The following is a 16320-nucleotide window of genomic DNA, read 5'->3' as shown; positions in this document are numbered from 1 at the left end:
TGAAGTAGTCGTTTAGAGCATTTTCCGTTTCCTCGGAGAATGCTTTTTTTTGTAAAATATAGATAGTCTAAATATAAAAGGAGTTTGAAAAACTTGGCATTATTTCAAGATTTAGGATTAAGTCAACAGCTTAACAAAGCTGTGAGTAAAATGGGTTTTGAAGAAGCAACACCAATTCAATCAGAAACTATCCCATTAGCACTAGAAGGTCACGATTTGATCGGACAAGCACAAACAGGAACAGGGAAAACAGCGGCATTTGGTATTCCTCTTATTGAAAAAGTTGATGTAAACGTAGATGCAATTCAAGGGTTAATTATTGCTCCTACTCGTGAACTTGCTGTACAGGTATCTGAAGAACTTTACAAAATTGGTCAAACAAAGCGCGTACGCGTGCTATCAATTTATGGTGGTCAAGATATCAGTCGTCAAATTCGTGCATTGAAAAAGCACCCTCATATCATCGTAGGGACACCAGGACGTATGCTAGATCATATTAATCGTCGTACACTTCGTCTACAAGACGTTCATACAGTTATTTTAGATGAAGCAGATGAAATGTTAAACATGGGATTCATCGAAGACATTGAAAAAATCTTATCAAACGTACCTGAGAACCACCAAACACTTTTATTCTCAGCAACAATGCCTACTCCAATCCGTCGCATTGCTGAAAAATTCATGAACGAACCAAAAGTGGTAAAAGTAAAAGCAAAAGAAGTAACGATGCCAAACATTACGCAGTATTATTTAGAAGTACAAGAAAAGCGTAAATTTGATATCCTTACTCGTCTTTTAGATATGCAATCACCTGAACTAGCTATCATTTTTGGTCGTACAAAGCGCCGTGTTGATGAGTTATCAGAAGCATTAAATATGCGTGGTTATTCTGCACAAGGTATCCATGGTGACTTGACACAATCGAAACGTCTATCTGTACTACGTCAATTTAAAGAAGGTTCTATTGATGTATTAGTTGCGACAGACGTAGCTGCACGCGGACTTGATATTTCTGGTGTTACTCATGTATACAACTTTGATATCCCTCAAGATCCGGAGAGCTATGTACACCGTATCGGACGTACAGGACGTGCTGGTAAAATGGGTGCTGCTATGACATTTGTAACGCCAAGAGAAACTGGACAGTTACACAATATTGAGCGTACAACAAAACGTAAAATGGAGCGTATGACTGCTCCAACGCTTGATGAAGCAATGGAAGGTCAACAGCGTATTGCAGCTGACAAATTAACGGAATCTGTGACACAAGGCAACTTATCTTACTACAAACAGTTGGCAGAAGAGTTACTTGAAGAGCACGATTCAGTTTCATTAGTGGCAGCGGCAATCAAATTATTTACAAAAGAACCAAATGAATCACCAATTCAATTAACTGCTGAACCACCGGTAATTGCAAAAGGTGATAAAAACAAACGTGGAAATGGCGGAGGTCGTTCACGTTCTAACTCTAAAAACTACTCACAGCAAAATCGTCGTGGAAACTCAAAGCGTTTTGGTGACAAGCGTCGCGGTGGAAGCAACGGCAGTGATAATAGAAATCGCAATAGCAGCAGTAATCGTAAAGATTCTCGCAGCAAAGCGTAAAATAAAAACGAGCCTTAACAGGCTCGTTTTTTTTATGTGTTAATTGCTATTTTATTGGTGCACACTATGAGTAAAATAAAATGGGGTGTTCACTGATGTCGACCATTGTTCGGTTAGGTTATGTGGCGATGAGCGTTCATTTGGAAAATAGTTCTCCTTCTCAAACAATGACTTTTGCACAATTTCAGCGTGTGAAAGACCATGAAGCGGCCATTCGCAAGCTCGAACGTATTGCAATATCCAACTTAGAAAACTGCTTACGGTTATTAAAACATAATGCGTGGAGTGAAATTGAGTTTTTTCGATTCAGTTCTAAGTTAATTCCATTAGCTAACCATGAGGCACTAAAAGAGTGGAACTACATAGCTCCTTTAAAAGATGCTCTTCAGCGTATTTCTGTATTTTTGAAGGAACATCCAATGCGAGTAGATTTTCACCCGGATCATTTTGTTGTTTTAAACTCAACGGATAAAGAGGTTTTTAAGCATTCTATCCAAACTCTTCGCATGCATCAAAAGTTGCTGAAAGGAATGGATATTCCGCTTCAAAATCGCTGTGTTTTACACGTTGGAGGAGCTTATAATGATAAAGAAAAAGCACTGGAGCAGTTTATTCATAATTGGGGGCTTGTACCTCAATCCCTTCAGCAAATGATTATGTTGGAAAACGACGATACAACCTTTCATATAAAAGACGTCTTGTATTTATGTGAAAAACTAAATGTCCCAATCATTTTTGATCTTCATCATCATCAGGCGAACAACGATGAAACTTCATGGCAAGAGCATTGGGACCGTATCATTAGAACATGGGAACATGAAACACTCCCTCTAAAAATGCATATATCTAGTCCTAAAAGTGATAAAGAATTTAGAGCCCATGCAGATTATATCGATGTTAATGGATTTTACAGCTTTTTAAAAGAAGTAAATGGAACGATACCGCAAATTGATTGCATGATTGAAGCTAAGAAAAAAGATGAAGCGCTCTTTCAGTTAGTAAGAGATTTGAAGACTTATGAAGATGTGGAATTTATTAACTCATCCACTTTTTATATTAAATCCTAAAGCAGGCCTCATATCTGTGGCTTGTTTTTCTGTTTGAACGTAAAAAAAGCGAGAAGAAATCCAGCAATACCTCCAGCGAAATGAGCTGTATTGTTGGTTCCTGGCGTTAGCAGACCTGAAAGCAATCCAATAATTAAAAAGACGACAATGATTTGCTGGTTGCTTTTAGAAAGCATATGCTTTTGTTTTATGACAAGATAGAGGTAAAATCCGAGCAGTCCGAAAATGGCGCCGGATGCACCCACATGGCTGTAAAAAGAAGATTGGATTAGAAATGTAACGATATTTCCAAGCAATCCACACGTAAGGTAGAATAGAAGAAACTTATAAGAAGAAAGAATACGCTCAGCGCCTGGTCCTAACAAGAACAATGAAAATGAGTTAAAAAGAAGATGTGAAAAGCTTAGATGTAAAAAGATAGGTGTGAAAAGCCGCCAGTAGTCTCCTTGGGAAATTAAACTATTCACACCAATAAGCTGATGTATAAAAGATTCTGCAAGGTGTGAGGGAAGAGCGGCAAGTAACCATAGCGCAATGTGGATGCAGATAAGCGTGAAGGTAACAGGATAAAAACGTTTAAATTCAGCTGCATTTTCTGTGCGTACGAACATATTTGTCACTCCTTTTTATAAAGGCATTTTTATATACTATTCTGTAAGAGAGGATTAAATGAAAATGATTATAGGAACTGGAATTGATATTACAGAGTTAGAGCGGATTGAAAAAATGGTGCAGCGTCAAAGCGCTTTTATTACTCGGATTTTAACAAAAAATGAAAGAGAACGCTATGAAAAGCTATCAAGCCGACGTAAGGTCGAATTTTTAGCAGGAAGATTTGCTGTGAAGGAAGCATATTCGAAAGCTCTTGGAACAGGAATAGGGAAAGATTTTAGCTTCCAAGATATCGAAATCGTGAATGATGAAAGAGGGAAACCCCACATTGTTACAAAACAACCACTGGAAGCGTCTGTACACGTATCTATTTCCCACAGTGCGCACTATGCGATTGCTCAAGTAATTATTGAACGCTTGTCAAGCTAGTCTGCATATTCACTATTTCTTGTTCATATATTCATAGTGTGGATAGGGGAGACAAGATATGTTCTTGCTTCTCCGTTTAGCTGTGAATATACGAAACAAAGGAGTTGGGGAAATGCATAAAAAATGGGTTGGCTTATTTGTTTGCGCCTTTTTTCTCTTAGCCTTATCAGCATGCGGTGAAAAAAGTCAGCAGGATGTAACAGATGCATTGGATGCCAAGGTACAAGAAATGGCGGGGTATAAATCAGATGCTAAGATGACATTGAATACAGGGAAAGATGCTCAAGTATACGATGTAGAGATTTGGCATAGTAAGCCTATGTACTATCGAGTGAATTTGAAAAATACAAAGAAAGATCAAAGCCAAATGATTTTGCGTAATGATGAAGGGGTTTTTGTTTTAACGCCTGCCTTAAATAAAAGCTTTCGTTTTCAAAGTGACTGGCCGCAAAATAGCAGTCAAGCTTATTTGTATGAATCCCTTGTCCAAGATATTGTGAAGGATGAAAAGGCAAGTTTTAAATCAACGGATAAACATTATATTTTTGAAACAAAAACGAACTATCAAAATAGCACAATGCTTCCTAAACAAGAAATTACGCTGAACAAAAGTGACTTAGCGCCTGTGTCGGTTAAAATTATGGATACGGATAATAAAGTGTTAATAAAAGTTGATTTCTCTAAGGTGAAATTCGATTCTAAGTTTGATAAAGGGGCTTTTGATACAAAAAGAAACATGACAAGTGCAAAGATTGACATTCCGACATTAGCTCAGCACAAATCATTTAGCGTTCTTTATCCTAAGGACGTTCCAAAAGGTACAAAGCTTTCCAAGGAAAAGAAAATTGAGACGGAAAATGGTGAGAGAGTCGTTTTAATGTACAAAGGAGAAAAGCCGTTTACGCTTGTACAAGAAAAAGCGCAAGTAGCTAAAACAGCAACATCTACAGTTACTGCCGGAGAGCCATTTGATTTAGGTTTTACTGTGGGAGCTTTAACGGATAAAAGTCTATCTTGGACATATAATGGAGTAGACTTTATGCTGGCTTCTGATCAGCTGACACCAGATGAATTGAGTACAGTTGCTAGATCTGTGCAAAGTCAGATGGGAAAATAAGAGAAGCTTACAAGCCTGCATATATGTAGGCTTGTTCTTGCTTAATTTGAATAAAGATCGAGATGAAGTTTGGCTATAGATGTATTATACTAACAGAGGAAAGTACGTTTAGAATGGTTCTGAAAAAAGGAAGTGTCGTAGTAATGGATGCATTTTATAGAGAAACATGGGCAGAAATTGATGTAGAAGCCATTTTTCAAAATGTGAATCATGTAAGAGAACTGATACCGGGGCATAAAACGTTAATGGCCGTAGTAAAAGCGAATGCGTACGGGCATGGAGATAAAGAAGTAGCAGAGATTGCGCTTCAAGCTGGCGCTGATATGCTAGCTGTAGCTTTTTTGGATGAAGCTATTGCTCTTCGAAAAAAAGGAATAAAGGAATCCATTTTAGTATTAGGAGCCGTGCCTCCCTTACACATTCAAACTGCATTGAAGTGGGATGTAACGGTCACTGCTTATAGCAAAGCTTGGATTGAAGAAGCGGCGTCCATTCTAGGTGCAAACAGTCAGTTGCATATGCATTTAAAAATAGATACAGGCATGGGTCGCTTAGGAATTAGAACAAAAGAAGAATTACACGAAACGATGAATATCATCACTTCTCATTCAGGATTCGCGCTGGATGGAGTGTTTACACACTTTGCAACAGCAGACGAGCTAAATTCGTCTTATTTTGAAAAACAATACACATTCTTTGAAGAAATGGTTCGAATTGTGAAAGAACATAATTTTACACCTCCGATGATTCACTGTGCAAATAGCGCAGCTTTGCTTCGTCGTCCGAGCGATATCTTTAATGGCGTACGCTTAGGTATCTCTATGTATGGCTTGAGTCCTTCAGAGGAATTAAAAGAAGTCTTGCCAATTCCGTTAAAACAAGCTTTTTCGCTGCACAGCCGTATTGCGCATGTTAAAAAAGTCAAAAAGGGGAGTCATATCAGTTACGGAGCTACTTATGAAGCTAAAGAAGATGAATGGATTGCTACTATCCCAGTAGGATACGCAGACGGCTGGATTCGTAAATTAAGTAATTTTGAAGTGTTAGTAGATGGAGTTAAAGTGCCAATTGTTGGTAGGATATGCATGGATCAATTGATGATTAAATTGCCTAAAATGTATAAAATGGGTACAAAAGTAACATTTATTGGAAAACAACAAGGTGCTGAAATTACAATTGATGAAGTAGCAAAGCATCTTGAAACAATTAATTATGAAATCCCTTGCATGATTGCAGCAAGGGTTCCGAGGGTTTATACAAGAGATTCTCAGCACATTCATGTTAATAATTATATCTTGCGCTGAATATACATCTTCCTGAGTCAACATAAAAAGCCTGCGAACAAAAGACAATAAAATAATAACTTCCATGCATAAAAGAGGGTATCAATTGACGATAATAGTGTAGAAATTGACAGAATTAACTTTCCATTAAAGCTAATCAATGTTATGATAAGGAAAGATGAGACTATTGGTGTGTGTATTGATGTTGGAGGTGTATGTTTGTGTCTGAAGCGAGCGCAACTACAGAAATCCTAGTAAGATTACCGAAAAATTTAGTATCGGAGCTCGATCTTATGGTTAAACAAGAAAATGGCAACCGAAGTGATTTTATTCACCAAGCAACAAAATTGTACCTTCGTGAGCGAAAAAAACGCCATATTCGCGAATCAATGAGACGTGGATATATGGAGATGGCAAAGATAAACTTAAATATTGCTTCCGAGGCTTTTCTAGCAGAGTATGAAGCTGATCATACTGTGGATCGTTTAGTAAGCGGGGGGTAATGACTTGGTAGTCAAACGTGGCGACGTTTATTTTGCTGACCTATCTCCTGTTGTTGGCTCAGAACAAGGAGGCGTTCGCCCTGTACTTGTCATTCAAAATGATATAGGCAATCGTTTTAGCCCAACTGTTATTGTAGCTGCGATCACTGCTCAAATTCAAAAGGCAAAGTTACCCACGCATGTTGAAATTGATGCAAAGCGCTATGGATTTGAGCGAGATTCAGTTATTTTACTAGAACAAATTCGTACTATTGATAAACAGAGGCTAACAGACAAGATTACCCATTTAGATGATGAAATGATGGACAGAGTGGATGAAGCCTTGCAAATCAGTGTAGGACTTATCGACTTTTAGAATTATACTTCCATTTATGCTAAGTTGCTCCTTTATGAGCAACTTTTTTAATTTGACTAGGAATAATCAGTAAACGTATATTGTAATAAGAAACGTTTTAAAAATGATAATATATATATAGATATAAATGAGTGTATTGACTCACAAGGAGGACCTCATGAATCAAGATTTATTCAATTATATACAAAATCATAAATCAGAAATTTTTGATCGATGGCTAGTGTTAATGAATGATGTGGAAACAGAGCGGATTAAAAACATTGTATCCGAGCAAGTGTACGTAAATGTAAGCTCTGATTTTGTAAATTTACTTTTGGCAAAAGCATTCCGTGATCAGGAAAATTTTGCAGAGGAACTAGAGGAAGTAGTAGGACGAGTTGTGAGTTTAGGATGGCCTCTTGCTTATTTGACACAGGGTGTACGTAACTTGGGTCATGTAGTGGTTGAAGGGTATGTAAACAGTGAACATGTAAAGGCTGATCAAACTCATTCTGAATTATTCTATCGGTTTGACAAGTGGTTAAGCCCTATTTATAACAAAATAGTAGAACAATACTCCAACTCGTGGGAAAATACAGTTATGTTGCAAAAAGTTGCACTTCAAGAATTGTCTGCTCCATTAATACCGGTATTTGATAAAATTACGGTAATGCCGCTTGTGGGAACAATTGACACCGATCGTGCAAAGAAAATTATGGAAAACTTACTGCAAGGTGTCGTAAAGCACCGATCAGAGGTCGTATTAATAGATATTACCGGAGTACCAGTAGTGGATACGATGGTTGCCCATCATATCATTCAAGCTGCTGAAGCCGTACGTTTGGTTGGAGCCAAGTGTTTGTTAGTAGGAATTCGTCCGGAAATTGCTCAGACTATTGTGAACTTAGGTATTAACTTAAATGAAATTATTACGAAAAACTCATTAAAAAAAGGTGTAGAGTTTGCGTTAGAAATGACTGAGCGGAAAATAGTTGATATAGAATCGGAGGAATAAACGTGAGAATACCCATTTTGAAATTGTACGACTACTTATTGGTATCCATTCAATGGGAGCTGGATGATCAAACGGCTATTCAATTCCAAGAAGATTTGCTAAGTAAAATTCATCAAACTGGAGCAAAAGGAGTGGTAATCGATTTAACTTCAATTGATATGATCGATTCATTCATCGCAAAAGTGTTAGGTGACGTGGTTAGCATGTCTAATTTGATGGGGGCCAGAGTAGTATTAACAGGTATCCAGCCTGCAGTAGCTATTACACTTGTTGAGTTAGGGATTGGCCTAAACGATGTTCTTACTGCACTCGATTTAGAAAAAGGTCTTGAGAAACTCCAATCGGAATTGGGGGATTAGTATATGGAATTCCAATCCAGCGTAAAAATCGTAACAGAATGGGACATCGTAGCGGCACGCCAATTAGGTAGAAATGTGTCGAAAGAGCTAGGGTTTGGAACAGTTGACCAAGCTCGTATTACAACCGCCATTTCTGAATTAGCTCGTAATATTTACCTATATGCGGGTAAGGGTCAAATCTATATTGAGAAATTAAATCGTGGAGGAAAAAACGGTCTTCTTGTCGTAGCAACAGATGAAGGGCCAGGTATCCCCGACGTTCGCAAAGTAATGGAAGATGGATACTCAACATCGGGTGGACTAGGAGCTGGGCTTCCTGGGGTAAAACGATTGATGGATGAGTTTGACATCGAAACAAATGTCGGAGAAGGTACTGAGATTAAAGCAGTTAAGTGGCTCCGGTAGGAGGAAATAGATAATGTCTTTTGATAAAGAGATGAGAGATTTATACAAAGATATTTTGGGGAACTATATCCAAACACAAAATGAACAAATTTTGTATCAAGGACAAAAACTAAGTAGAAAATCTTTAGAGAATGAAATATCGCCAGAAGATATTGTGAGCATTCATAAAGAAGTGATTGAAGAAATTTATTCTGATATTCCAGAAAAAGTGCTGCATTCTCTGGACTTTTTACTTGAGGTAATGATTAGCTACGGTCTTGCTCTTCGTGAGCATCAAACATTAAAAAATAAGCAGCGGGAACTTCGTTCTGAAATCGAAGTTGCCGCTAACGTCCAGCAGACGCTGTTAGGGACAAAGGTTCCGGCTAGTTCAACTTTAGAAATTGGCGCGATTAGCGTACCTGCTAAACAGATGAACGGAGATTATTTTCACTTTGTAGAAGAAGAGCATGGTGGGTTAAGTATTGCCATTGCCGATGTGATTGGAAAAGGAATTCCAGCTGCAATGTGTATGTCTATGATCAAGTATGCAATGGACAGCTTACCGGACTCAAGAAAAAATCCAAGTTACGTATTGGAGAACTTGAATAATATTGTAGAGAGAAACGTAGATCCAAGTATGTTTATTACGATGTTCTACGGAAGTTATAATCCCGAGACAAACTTATTTGATTATGCATCTGCAGGGCATGAGCCAGGCTTTTATTATGATGCCAAAGCTGATTCATTTGAAGATTTGGAAGCAAAAGGACTCGTGCTAGGAGTCGATCGCCATGTGAAATATCTTCAGTACGAGCAGCAGCTTTCAAAAGGCGATATGATTGTTCTGTTAACAGATGGTGTAACAGAATGCAGAACTGAAGAAGGATTTATCGAAAGATTGGACATCATAAAATTAATTCGAAAATACATGCATTTGTCTCCTCAAGAAATTGTAGAATCTGTATATAAAGAGCTGGAAAAATTACAGCATTTTCAATTGAGGGATGACTTTACATTGATTATTTTGAAGAGTTTAGTTTAAGTATTCTAAATAAGGGTACAGAAAAGATAGCACAAAATTAGAGGGGGTCTACTAATACGATGAATTTAAAAATAGATATACAAAAGGACGGTCAAGCATATCGTATTAAGCTGGCTGGAGAGATTGACGCATATACAGCACCTAAGCTAAAAGAAAAGTTCATGGAAATTACTGAACATAACGAACCAGAAATTATAGTTGATTTAACCGATGTATCATACATGGATAGTACAGGACTAGGTGTATTTATTGCATTGTTAAAAGCTAATAAGAAAAATAACGGCTCTTTGAAATTTGTTGGTGTATCAGAGCGCATCAAGCGCTTATTTGATATTACGGGCCTCACAGACATTTTAAACGTGAATTCACAAGTAGAAGGTGGCGTAAAATGAAACAGCCTTATGACTTTGTTGAGATGAAGATTCCTGCTAAGCCAGACTACGTAGCGATTATTCGACTGACGCTGTCTGGTGTAGCGAATCGGATGGGTTTTTCTTATGATGAAATTGAAGATATGAAAATTGCTGTGAGTGAGGCATGTACAAATGCCGTACAGCATGCTTACAAGAATGAAGAAAATGGTGAAGTGAGAGTAGGTTTTGGTTTATTTGATGACCGTTTAGAAATCATGGTGGTCGATAAAGGCGAAAGCTTTAATTTTGAAGAGCTTAAGGAACATATAGGACCTTATGAAACATCAAAAGAAGTTGAATTTCTTCCTGAAGGTGGACTTGGTTTATATTTAATTGAAACACTAATGGACGAAGTGAAAATGGTCAATTCAAAAGGTGTAACGCTAATGATGACTAAGTATGTGCAAAGAGAGCAGGTGGAGAGTGATGAAAACACAGTCTCAACCTATGAAATTAACTAAAGAACAGGTTCAGGAACGAATTGAGCGCTTTCAAAAAACGCAGGATGAAGAAGCACAAAGTGATCTAGTAGTACATTACAAGAACCTTGTTGAATCTATTGCACGTCGTTATTCAAAAGGCAGAAGCTTACATGAAGATATTGTGCAGGTAGGGATGCTAGGACTGTTAGGAGCTATTAGAAGGTATGATGCTTCATTTGGAAGAAGTTTTGAATCGTTTGCTGTTCCTACAATCATTGGAGAGATTAAGCGATTTTTACGCGATAAAACGTGGAGTGTTCACGTACCGCGCCGCATCAAAGAATTAGGTCCTAAAATTAAAGCAGCTGTCGAAGAGCTAACAACCCGTTTACAGCGATCTCCTCAAGTAAAAGAAATTGCTGATCATATCGGAGTGACAGAGGAAGAAATTTTAGAAACGATGGAGATGGGGCAAAGTTATCAAGCGTTGTCTGTTGATCATTCTATTGAAGCAGACTCTGATGGAAGTACTGTTACAATCCTTGATTTAGTAGGTGAACAAGAGTCGGGTTATGAGAAAACTGATCAGCGCTTAGTGTTAGAAAAGATTCTTCATGTATTAAGCGATAGAGAAAAAGAAGTAATTCGCTATACATTTATTGAAAATCTGAGTCAAAAAGATGCCGGTGAGAAATTAGGGATTTCTCAAATGCATGTATCTCGACTGCAAAGAAGAGCGCTTGATAAGCTAAGGACTGCAGCTCGCTCAGATTCTAACGATTCGGAGTATATGTCGTGATGACAGTAGACCCGAATACAAAGTCGATTCAAACTCATATATATCAAGAGCCAAAGCAAGGGAACGTGTGTTGTGGAGATAGTTACTATGTCAAAGAAACGGATGATTATTTTCTATGTGCAGTGGCAGATGGATTAGGAAGCGGTGAACAAGCCAGAGCCGCTTCTGTAGCTGTTACGGATGTAGCGAAAGCTCATCATCATCTAGATGTAGATGAGATCATTTCTAAGTGCAACAAGGCTACTCGACATACAAGAGGCGCAGCAGTAGCTATTTTGAAAATTGATAAAAAACATAACGAATTTCATTACACAAATGTAGGTAATATCCGCTTTTATCTGTATTCTCCGGAGGGGAAATTAACGTACCCTCTGCCAATTCAAGGTTTTTTATCAGGGAAAATTCAAAAGTTCCGCACACAAACCTTCCCATATGACTCCGGTTCTAAATTTTTGATTCATACAGATGGCTTAGAATTAAAAGAGATTAAATCTGTTTTTGCTAACTCGATGAATGTCGATCAATTGTCGACACGCCTACAGGCAGCAATTCGATCTCATAATGACGATATTACGTATATCGCTGGTCATCTTCCAACTGCATAGCCTTTCTTTTTAGCTCACATGTGTTATTGCATGTGAGTTTTGTTACAATAGAGACAAAGTTTCATTTAGGTAGGAGGATAAGCTGTGTCTGTTGCAACGAAATTAGATAATCAAATTGTTCAACGTGTAAGTAAAGAGGTAGAGATTTCACACAAGCAAGTACAAAACGTAATTGCTTTAGTAGAAGATGGTAATACAGTTCCCTTTATTGCTCGATATAGAAAAGAACAAACTGGTGCTTTGGATGAAGTCCAAATCCGGAATATTTTAGATTCCTGGAACTACTTAATGAATTTAGAGGAGCGTAAAGAGGAAGTTCACCGATTAATTGAAGAGCAAGGGAAATTAACTGAGGAACTGGCTGCTCAAATTCATCAAGCGAAGAAATTGCAGCAAGTAGAAGATTTATACCGCCCTTTTAAGCAAAAACGACGTACAAAAGCAACTGTAGCAAAAGAAAAAGGTCTTGAACCATTAGCACAGTGGCTACTAAGTTTCCCGAATTCTGACGTAAACATTGAAGCGCAAACATACATAAATGAAGAAGCAGGAGTTCAATCTTCTGACGAAGCTATTCAGGGAGCCCTAGACATTGTAGCGGAACAAATTTCTGACGAAGCATCTTACCGTCAATGGATTCGTACGACCACTGTAAAAGATGGCATAATTGTTACTTCAGTCAAAGATCCGGAAAAAGATGAAAAAAATATCTATGAAATGTACTATGAATATACAGAAGCGGTAAAGCGAATCGTTCCTCACCGTATTTTAGCTATGAATAGAGGAGAAAAAGACGGTATTTTAAAAGTGAGTATTGACGCGCCTACAGATCGTATTCTTTCATATTTACATAAAGAAGTAATCAAGAAAAGGGATTCTTCAGCTGAAGGTTATATCATCTCAGCTATAGAAGATGCTTATAAACGCTTAATAGAACCATCTATTGAACGCGAAATTCGTAAAGACCTATCAGAAAAAGCGGAAGAAAGAGCCATTCACATCTTTTCTGAAAACTTACGAAAACTTCTTCTCCAACCTCCATTGAAAGGTAAAGTGGTATTAGGAGTAGATCCAGCTTTTCGAACAGGCTGCAAATTAGCTGTAGTAGATGAAACAGGCAAGGTATTAAAAATTGATGTTATTTATCCACATCCTCCTGTGAGAAAAGCAGCTGAAGCACAAAATAAATTAAAGAAAATGTTCGCTGAATACCCTATTGAAGTAGTGGCAATTGGAAATGGAACGGCATCTCGCGAAACGGAGCAATTTGTAGCGGATGTTCTTAAAGAAATTGAAAACCCAGTTTATTATTTGATTGTGAATGAAGCGGGAGCAAGCGTATATTCGGCTTCTGATGTTGCTAGAGAAGAATTCCCTGATTTTCAAGTAGAAGAGCGAAGCGCTGTATCGATTGCCAGAAGGCTGCAAGATCCGCTGGCTGAGCTTGTGAAAATCGATCCTAAGTCGGTAGGAGTAGGGCAATATCAGCATGATGTGTCTCAAAAGCAATTAAATGATTCACTGACTTTTATTGTAGAGACAGTAGTAAACCAAGTAGGAGTGAATGCAAACACGGCTTCTGCTTCGCTTCTACAATACGTTGCTGGTCTAAATAAGACAGTTGCTCAAAACATTGTAAAATATCGGGATGAAAACGGAAAATTCTCTAACCGAAAACAGTTGAAGAAAATTCCGCGTCTAGGGGCTAAAACATATGAGCAGTGTATTGGGTTTTTACGTATTATAGAAGGTGAAGAACCTTTAGACAGAACGGGTATCCATCCTGAAACATATGGAGACGTTAAAAAGCTTTTAAAGAAAGCGGAAGTGAAAGAGACTGAACTTGGAACGGAGAAAGTAAAAGAAGCATTAAAACATATTTCTTTACCCGAAATATCAGAAGAACTAAGTATAGGGGAGCTTACTTTAAAAGACATTATAGAAGCGCTCGTAAGACCGGAAAGAGATCCTCGTGATGAACTGCCAAAACCTTTGCTCCGTCAGGATATTTTGAAGCTAGAGGATCTAGCAAAAGGTATTCAGCTTGAAGGAACGGTGCGAAACGTCGTAGACTTCGGAGCGTTCATCGATATAGGAGTTAAGCAAGACGGTCTAGTCCATATTTCTAAATTAACGAATCGGTACGTTAAGCATCCCCTCGATGTCGTTTCAGTAGGAGATTTGGTGAATGTGTGGGTAGAAGACGTAGATATGAAAAAAGGAAGAGTTGCACTGACGATGATTCCGCCCCATCAATAATAAAATTGCCTTTTCAGATTTTCTGAAAAGGCAATTTTATTTGTAAAAAGAAGTGATTTAAGAAGCGGAATTATTTTTTTGATAAAAAAACCAACATTGGTTGAGCAATTTTATTTGTGCACGGTCTTTTTCAGAATAAGCGCGCCTCATTTGTTTTTGTAGCCACATTGGCATAAGGACAATCACTCCTTTTCATTTATGATAAGGTGAATAGTGAGTATGTAATGAAGTGTATGCCCAAAGAGCTAGTCAGGTGATTTCATACAGTAGAGGAGTATATAAGATGAATGATAAGGATTTACAAATACTTGTAGAAGAAATTTCATTGAAGCTGTTTCACAAACCATTTCGTCATGAAGCCACTTTTAATTCTCGGTTACGTACGACAGGCGGAAGGTATTTGTTACGTACATCTAATATAGAAGTAAACTACAAATACTTTGAACAATATGGCACACAAGAAATAGTAGAAATTATTAAACATGAGCTCTGTCACTATCATTTGCATATTGAGGGGAAAGGGTATAAGCATGGAGATCAAGACTTTAAAAGGTTAATGAAAGAAGTAGACGCACCTCGATTTTGTCAGGCATTGAAAAAAGAAAGTGATGGAAAGAAAAAAGAGCACATATATGTATGTATGCAGTGTGATCAAAAATATGTTCGAAAAAGAAAAGTGAACACAGTTAAATATGTTTGTGGGAAGTGTAAAGGTAAATTAAAAAAAATGTAGAAGATGCTTGACTAAAATAGATTCATTATGGTAAATTAATAAAGCCGTCTCAAATAAACGGCAAAGAAATTACAAAAACTTATTGACATTACATATAATGTCGATTACAATGTAAGAAGTCTGATAAATATTATTCCACAGTAGCTCAGTGGTAGAGCTATCGGCTGTTAACCGATCGGTCGTAGGTTCGAGTCCTACCTGTGGAGCCATATGGAGAAGTACTCAAGTGGCTGAAGAGGCGCCCCTGCTAAGGGTGTAGGTCGTGTAAGCGGCGCGAGGGTTCAAATCCCTCCTTCTCCGCCATTTTATAATGGCCCGTTGGTCAAGCGGTTAAGACACCGCCCTTTCACGGCGGTAACACGGGTTCGAATCCCGTACGGGTCACCATTGATTTTTATTTACATATCCTGTGGAGGATTAGCTCAGCTGGGAGAGCACCTGCCTTACAAGCAGGGGGTCGGCGGTTCGATCCCGTCATCCTCCACCATTTTGACTGTTTTATACATAATTTTGGATGGTCCCGTGGTGTAGCGGTTAACATGCCTGCCTGTCACGCAGGAGATCGCGGGTTCGATTCCCGTCGGGACCGCCATTTTAAATTATTGGGCTATCGCCAAGCGGTAAGGCAACGGATTTTGATTCCGTCATGCGTTGGTTCGAATCCAGCTAGCCCAGCCATAAAGAGCCATTAGCTCAGTTGGTAGAGCATCTGACTTTTAATCAGAGGGTCGAAGGTTCGAGTCCTTCATGGCTCATTTTCATTTCTTGCGGGTGTGGCGGAATTGGCAGACGCGCTAGACTTAGGATCTAGTGTCTTTACGACGTGGGGGTTCAAGTCCCTTCACCCGCATCTTATTCATTTTATGTATTTAGCGGTCGTGGCGGAATGGCAGACGCGCTAGGTTGAGGGCCTAGTGGGGGCGACCCCGTGGAGGTTCAAGTCCTCTCGGCCGCACCAAAAAAACTTTTTAAAAAAGTGTTGACATAAGAAAATAGAAATGATATTATAATAAAGTCGCCAAAACAACGGCGGTAAACATCATAAGAAGCGCCCGTAGCTCAATTGGATAGAGCGTTTGACTACGGATCAAAAGGTTAGGGGTTCGACTCCTCTCGGGCGCGCCATATTGCGGGTGTAGTTTAGTGGTAAAACCTCAGCCTTCCAAGCTGATGTCGTGAGTTCGATTCTCATCACCCGCTCCAAATATATTGAACTTTGAAAACTGAACAAAGCGACAAACGTCAACGTTAATTTTTATTTTTTAAATGAGCAAGTCAAACATTTCTTCGGAGAGTTTGATCCTGGCTCAGGATGAACGCTGGCGGCGTGCCTAAT

19 protein-coding genes and 11 tRNA genes are annotated in these 16320 nt (G+C 38.5%); 28 read left to right on the top strand and 2 right to left on the bottom strand.

Going from position 1 to position 16320, the window contains the following annotated elements:
* The first annotated feature begins 93 nt into the window (after positions 1-93).
* Both ACNHOZ_RS26475 and uvsE read left to right on the top strand, forming a co-directional pair.
* Positions 94-1605 carry a DEAD/DEAH box helicase gene (locus ACNHOZ_RS26475; RefSeq protein WP_028411884.1) on the top strand — a complete coding sequence of 504 codons (1512 nt, stop codon included), beginning with the start codon at positions 94-96 and terminating at the stop codon, positions 1603-1605.
* Positions 1606-1700: 95 nt separating this feature from the next.
* Complete coding sequence (gene uvsE, locus ACNHOZ_RS26470) at positions 1701-2672, top strand: UV DNA damage repair endonuclease UvsE (protein WP_033580801.1); 972 nt, start codon at positions 1701-1703, stop codon at positions 2670-2672.
* An 8-nt stretch (positions 2673-2680) separates the two neighbouring features.
* On the opposite strand, the gene ACNHOZ_RS26465 is transcribed toward uvsE, so the two are convergent.
* A complete protein-coding gene (locus ACNHOZ_RS26465) occupies positions 2681-3283 on the bottom strand; it encodes a rhomboid family intramembrane serine protease (RefSeq protein ID WP_047751772.1) in 603 nt (200 codons plus the stop codon).
* A gap of 64 nt (positions 3284-3347) precedes the next feature.
* Here ACNHOZ_RS26465 and acpS point away from each other — a divergent pair, with 64 nt between their 5' ends.
* From acpS to ACNHOZ_RS26395, 14 genes are all read left to right on the top strand, one after another.
* Positions 3348-3713, top strand: a complete 366-nt coding sequence (acpS, locus tag ACNHOZ_RS26460; RefSeq protein WP_028411881.1) for a holo-ACP synthase — start codon at positions 3348-3350, stop codon at positions 3711-3713.
* 58 nt (positions 3714-3771) lie between these two features.
* Positions 3772-4830, top strand: coding sequence for a LolA family protein (locus tag ACNHOZ_RS26455; RefSeq protein ID WP_048022353.1), 1059 nt, complete (start codon positions 3772-3774; stop codon positions 4828-4830).
* A gap of 113 nt (positions 4831-4943) precedes the next feature.
* A complete protein-coding gene (alr, locus tag ACNHOZ_RS26450; protein WP_048022351.1) occupies positions 4944-6134 on the top strand; it encodes an alanine racemase in 1191 nt (396 codons plus the stop codon).
* A gap of 200 nt (positions 6135-6334) precedes the next feature.
* Entirely contained in the window at positions 6335-6616 is a 282-nt protein-coding gene (locus tag ACNHOZ_RS26445) for a CopG family ribbon-helix-helix protein (RefSeq protein WP_013055003.1), read from the top strand.
* A gap of 4 nt (positions 6617-6620) precedes the next feature.
* Entirely contained in the window at positions 6621-6971 is a 351-nt protein-coding gene (gene ndoA, locus ACNHOZ_RS26440) for a type II toxin-antitoxin system endoribonuclease NdoA (RefSeq protein WP_013055004.1), read from the top strand.
* A 157-nt stretch (positions 6972-7128) separates the two neighbouring features.
* Positions 7129-7965 carry an RsbT co-antagonist protein RsbRA gene (locus ACNHOZ_RS26435; RefSeq protein ID WP_013055005.1) on the top strand — a complete coding sequence of 279 codons (837 nt, stop codon included), beginning with the start codon at positions 7129-7131 and terminating at the stop codon, positions 7963-7965.
* A gap of 2 nt (positions 7966-7967) precedes the next feature.
* Positions 7968-8324, top strand: a complete 357-nt coding sequence (locus ACNHOZ_RS26430) for an STAS domain-containing protein (protein ID WP_013055006.1) — start codon at positions 7968-7970, stop codon at positions 8322-8324.
* Between the two features lie 3 nt (positions 8325-8327).
* Positions 8328-8729 carry an anti-sigma regulatory factor gene (locus tag ACNHOZ_RS26425; RefSeq protein WP_013055007.1) on the top strand — a complete coding sequence of 134 codons (402 nt, stop codon included), beginning with the start codon at positions 8328-8330 and terminating at the stop codon, positions 8727-8729.
* 13 nt (positions 8730-8742) lie between these two features.
* On the top strand, positions 8743-9753 hold the full coding sequence (locus tag ACNHOZ_RS26420; protein WP_013055008.1) for a PP2C family protein-serine/threonine phosphatase: 1011 nt from the start codon (positions 8743-8745) through the stop codon (positions 9751-9753).
* Positions 9754-9812: 59 nt separating this feature from the next.
* Positions 9813-10145 carry an anti-sigma factor antagonist gene (locus tag ACNHOZ_RS26415; RefSeq protein WP_047751770.1) on the top strand — a complete coding sequence of 111 codons (333 nt, stop codon included), beginning with the start codon at positions 9813-9815 and terminating at the stop codon, positions 10143-10145.
* Positions 10142-10627 carry an anti-sigma B factor RsbW gene (rsbW, locus tag ACNHOZ_RS26410; protein ID WP_013055010.1) on the top strand — a complete coding sequence of 162 codons (486 nt, stop codon included), beginning with the start codon at positions 10142-10144 and terminating at the stop codon, positions 10625-10627. The genes ACNHOZ_RS26415 and rsbW overlap by 4 nt, the downstream gene beginning before the upstream one ends.
* Entirely contained in the window at positions 10593-11387 is a 795-nt protein-coding gene (sigB, locus tag ACNHOZ_RS26405) for an RNA polymerase sigma factor SigB (protein WP_013055011.1), read from the top strand. The genes rsbW and sigB overlap by 35 nt, the downstream gene beginning before the upstream one ends.
* A complete protein-coding gene (locus tag ACNHOZ_RS26400) occupies positions 11387-11992 on the top strand; it encodes a PP2C family serine/threonine-protein phosphatase (protein WP_033580804.1) in 606 nt (201 codons plus the stop codon). Before sigB ends, ACNHOZ_RS26400 begins: the two co-directional genes overlap by 1 nt.
* Positions 11993-12076: 84 nt before the next feature.
* Positions 12077-14251, top strand: a complete 2175-nt coding sequence (locus tag ACNHOZ_RS26395) for a Tex family protein (RefSeq protein ID WP_048022347.1) — start codon at positions 12077-12079, stop codon at positions 14249-14251.
* Between the two features lie 57 nt (positions 14252-14308).
* Here the strand turns inward: ACNHOZ_RS26395 and cmpA are convergent, their stop codons facing one another.
* Entirely contained in the window at positions 14309-14425 is a 117-nt protein-coding gene (gene cmpA / locus ACNHOZ_RS26390) for a cortex morphogenetic protein CmpA (RefSeq protein WP_013055014.1), read from the bottom strand.
* Positions 14426-14534: 109 nt separating this feature from the next.
* On the opposite strand from cmpA, the gene ACNHOZ_RS26385 reads away from it, so the two are divergent.
* The 12 genes from ACNHOZ_RS26385 to ACNHOZ_RS26330 all read left to right on the top strand — a co-directional run bounded on the left by ACNHOZ_RS26385 (position 14535) and on the right by ACNHOZ_RS26330 (position 16187).
* Complete coding sequence (locus ACNHOZ_RS26385; RefSeq protein ID WP_028411875.1) at positions 14535-14984, top strand: SprT family protein; 450 nt, start codon at positions 14535-14537, stop codon at positions 14982-14984.
* 134 nt (positions 14985-15118) lie between these two features.
* Positions 15119-15193, top strand: a tRNA-Asn gene (locus ACNHOZ_RS26380).
* A 3-nt stretch (positions 15194-15196) separates the two neighbouring features.
* Positions 15197-15287 (top strand) — tRNA-Ser (locus tag ACNHOZ_RS26375).
* Between the two features lie 9 nt (positions 15288-15296).
* Positions 15297-15371, top strand: a tRNA-Glu gene (locus ACNHOZ_RS26370).
* 24 nt (positions 15372-15395) lie between these two features.
* Positions 15396-15471, top strand: a tRNA-Val gene (locus ACNHOZ_RS26365).
* Positions 15472-15500: 29 nt separating this feature from the next.
* A tRNA-Asp gene (locus ACNHOZ_RS26360) sits at positions 15501-15576 on the top strand.
* Between the two features lie 11 nt (positions 15577-15587).
* Positions 15588-15662, top strand: a tRNA-Gln gene (locus ACNHOZ_RS26355).
* Between the two features lie 4 nt (positions 15663-15666).
* Positions 15667-15739: transfer RNA gene (locus ACNHOZ_RS26350), tRNA-Lys, on the top strand.
* A gap of 12 nt (positions 15740-15751) precedes the next feature.
* Positions 15752-15834 (top strand) — tRNA-Leu (locus tag ACNHOZ_RS26345).
* Between the two features lie 22 nt (positions 15835-15856).
* A tRNA-Leu gene (locus tag ACNHOZ_RS26340) sits at positions 15857-15942 on the top strand.
* A gap of 90 nt (positions 15943-16032) precedes the next feature.
* A tRNA-Arg gene (locus tag ACNHOZ_RS26335) sits at positions 16033-16109 on the top strand.
* A gap of 4 nt (positions 16110-16113) precedes the next feature.
* A tRNA-Gly gene (locus tag ACNHOZ_RS26330) sits at positions 16114-16187 on the top strand.
* Positions 16188-16320: the final 133 nt, after the last annotated feature.

This window comes from Priestia sp. D51, from assembly GCF_053345675.1.
The sequence above is the reverse complement of the archived record's forward strand: the minus strand, read 5'-3'. Positions and strand labels throughout refer to the sequence as shown.

Bases quoted from the DNA above. Each gene is read 5' to 3' on its own strand.
- uvsE (WP_033580801.1), top strand. From the start codon at position 1,701: ATGTCGACCATTGTTCGGTTAGGTTATGTGGCGATGAGCGTTCATTTG.
- ACNHOZ_RS26465 (WP_047751772.1), bottom strand. From the start codon at position 3,283: ATGTTCGTACGCACAGAAAATGCAGCTGAATTTAAACGTTTTTATCCT.
- acpS (WP_028411881.1), top strand. From the start codon at position 3,348: ATGATTATAGGAACTGGAATTGATATTACAGAGTTAGAGCGGATTGAA.
- ACNHOZ_RS26455 (WP_048022353.1), top strand. From the start codon at position 3,772: ATGTTCTTGCTTCTCCGTTTAGCTGTGAATATACGAAACAAAGGAGTT.
- alr (WP_048022351.1), top strand. From the start codon at position 4,944: ATGGTTCTGAAAAAAGGAAGTGTCGTAGTAATGGATGCATTTTATAGA.
- ACNHOZ_RS26435 (WP_013055005.1), top strand. From the start codon at position 7,129: ATGAATCAAGATTTATTCAATTATATACAAAATCATAAATCAGAAATT.
- ACNHOZ_RS26425 (WP_013055007.1), top strand. From the start codon at position 8,328: ATGGAATTCCAATCCAGCGTAAAAATCGTAACAGAATGGGACATCGTA.
- ACNHOZ_RS26420 (WP_013055008.1), top strand. From the start codon at position 8,743: ATGTCTTTTGATAAAGAGATGAGAGATTTATACAAAGATATTTTGGGG.
- ACNHOZ_RS26415 (WP_047751770.1), top strand. From the start codon at position 9,813: ATGAATTTAAAAATAGATATACAAAAGGACGGTCAAGCATATCGTATT.
- rsbW (WP_013055010.1), top strand. From the start codon at position 10,142: ATGAAACAGCCTTATGACTTTGTTGAGATGAAGATTCCTGCTAAGCCA.
- sigB (WP_013055011.1), top strand. From the start codon at position 10,593: ATGAAAACACAGTCTCAACCTATGAAATTAACTAAAGAACAGGTTCAG.
- ACNHOZ_RS26400 (WP_033580804.1), top strand. From the start codon at position 11,387: ATGACAGTAGACCCGAATACAAAGTCGATTCAAACTCATATATATCAA.
- cmpA (WP_013055014.1), bottom strand. From the start codon at position 14,425: ATGCCAATGTGGCTACAAAAACAAATGAGGCGCGCTTATTCTGAAAAA.
- ACNHOZ_RS26385 (WP_028411875.1), top strand. From the start codon at position 14,535: ATGAATGATAAGGATTTACAAATACTTGTAGAAGAAATTTCATTGAAG.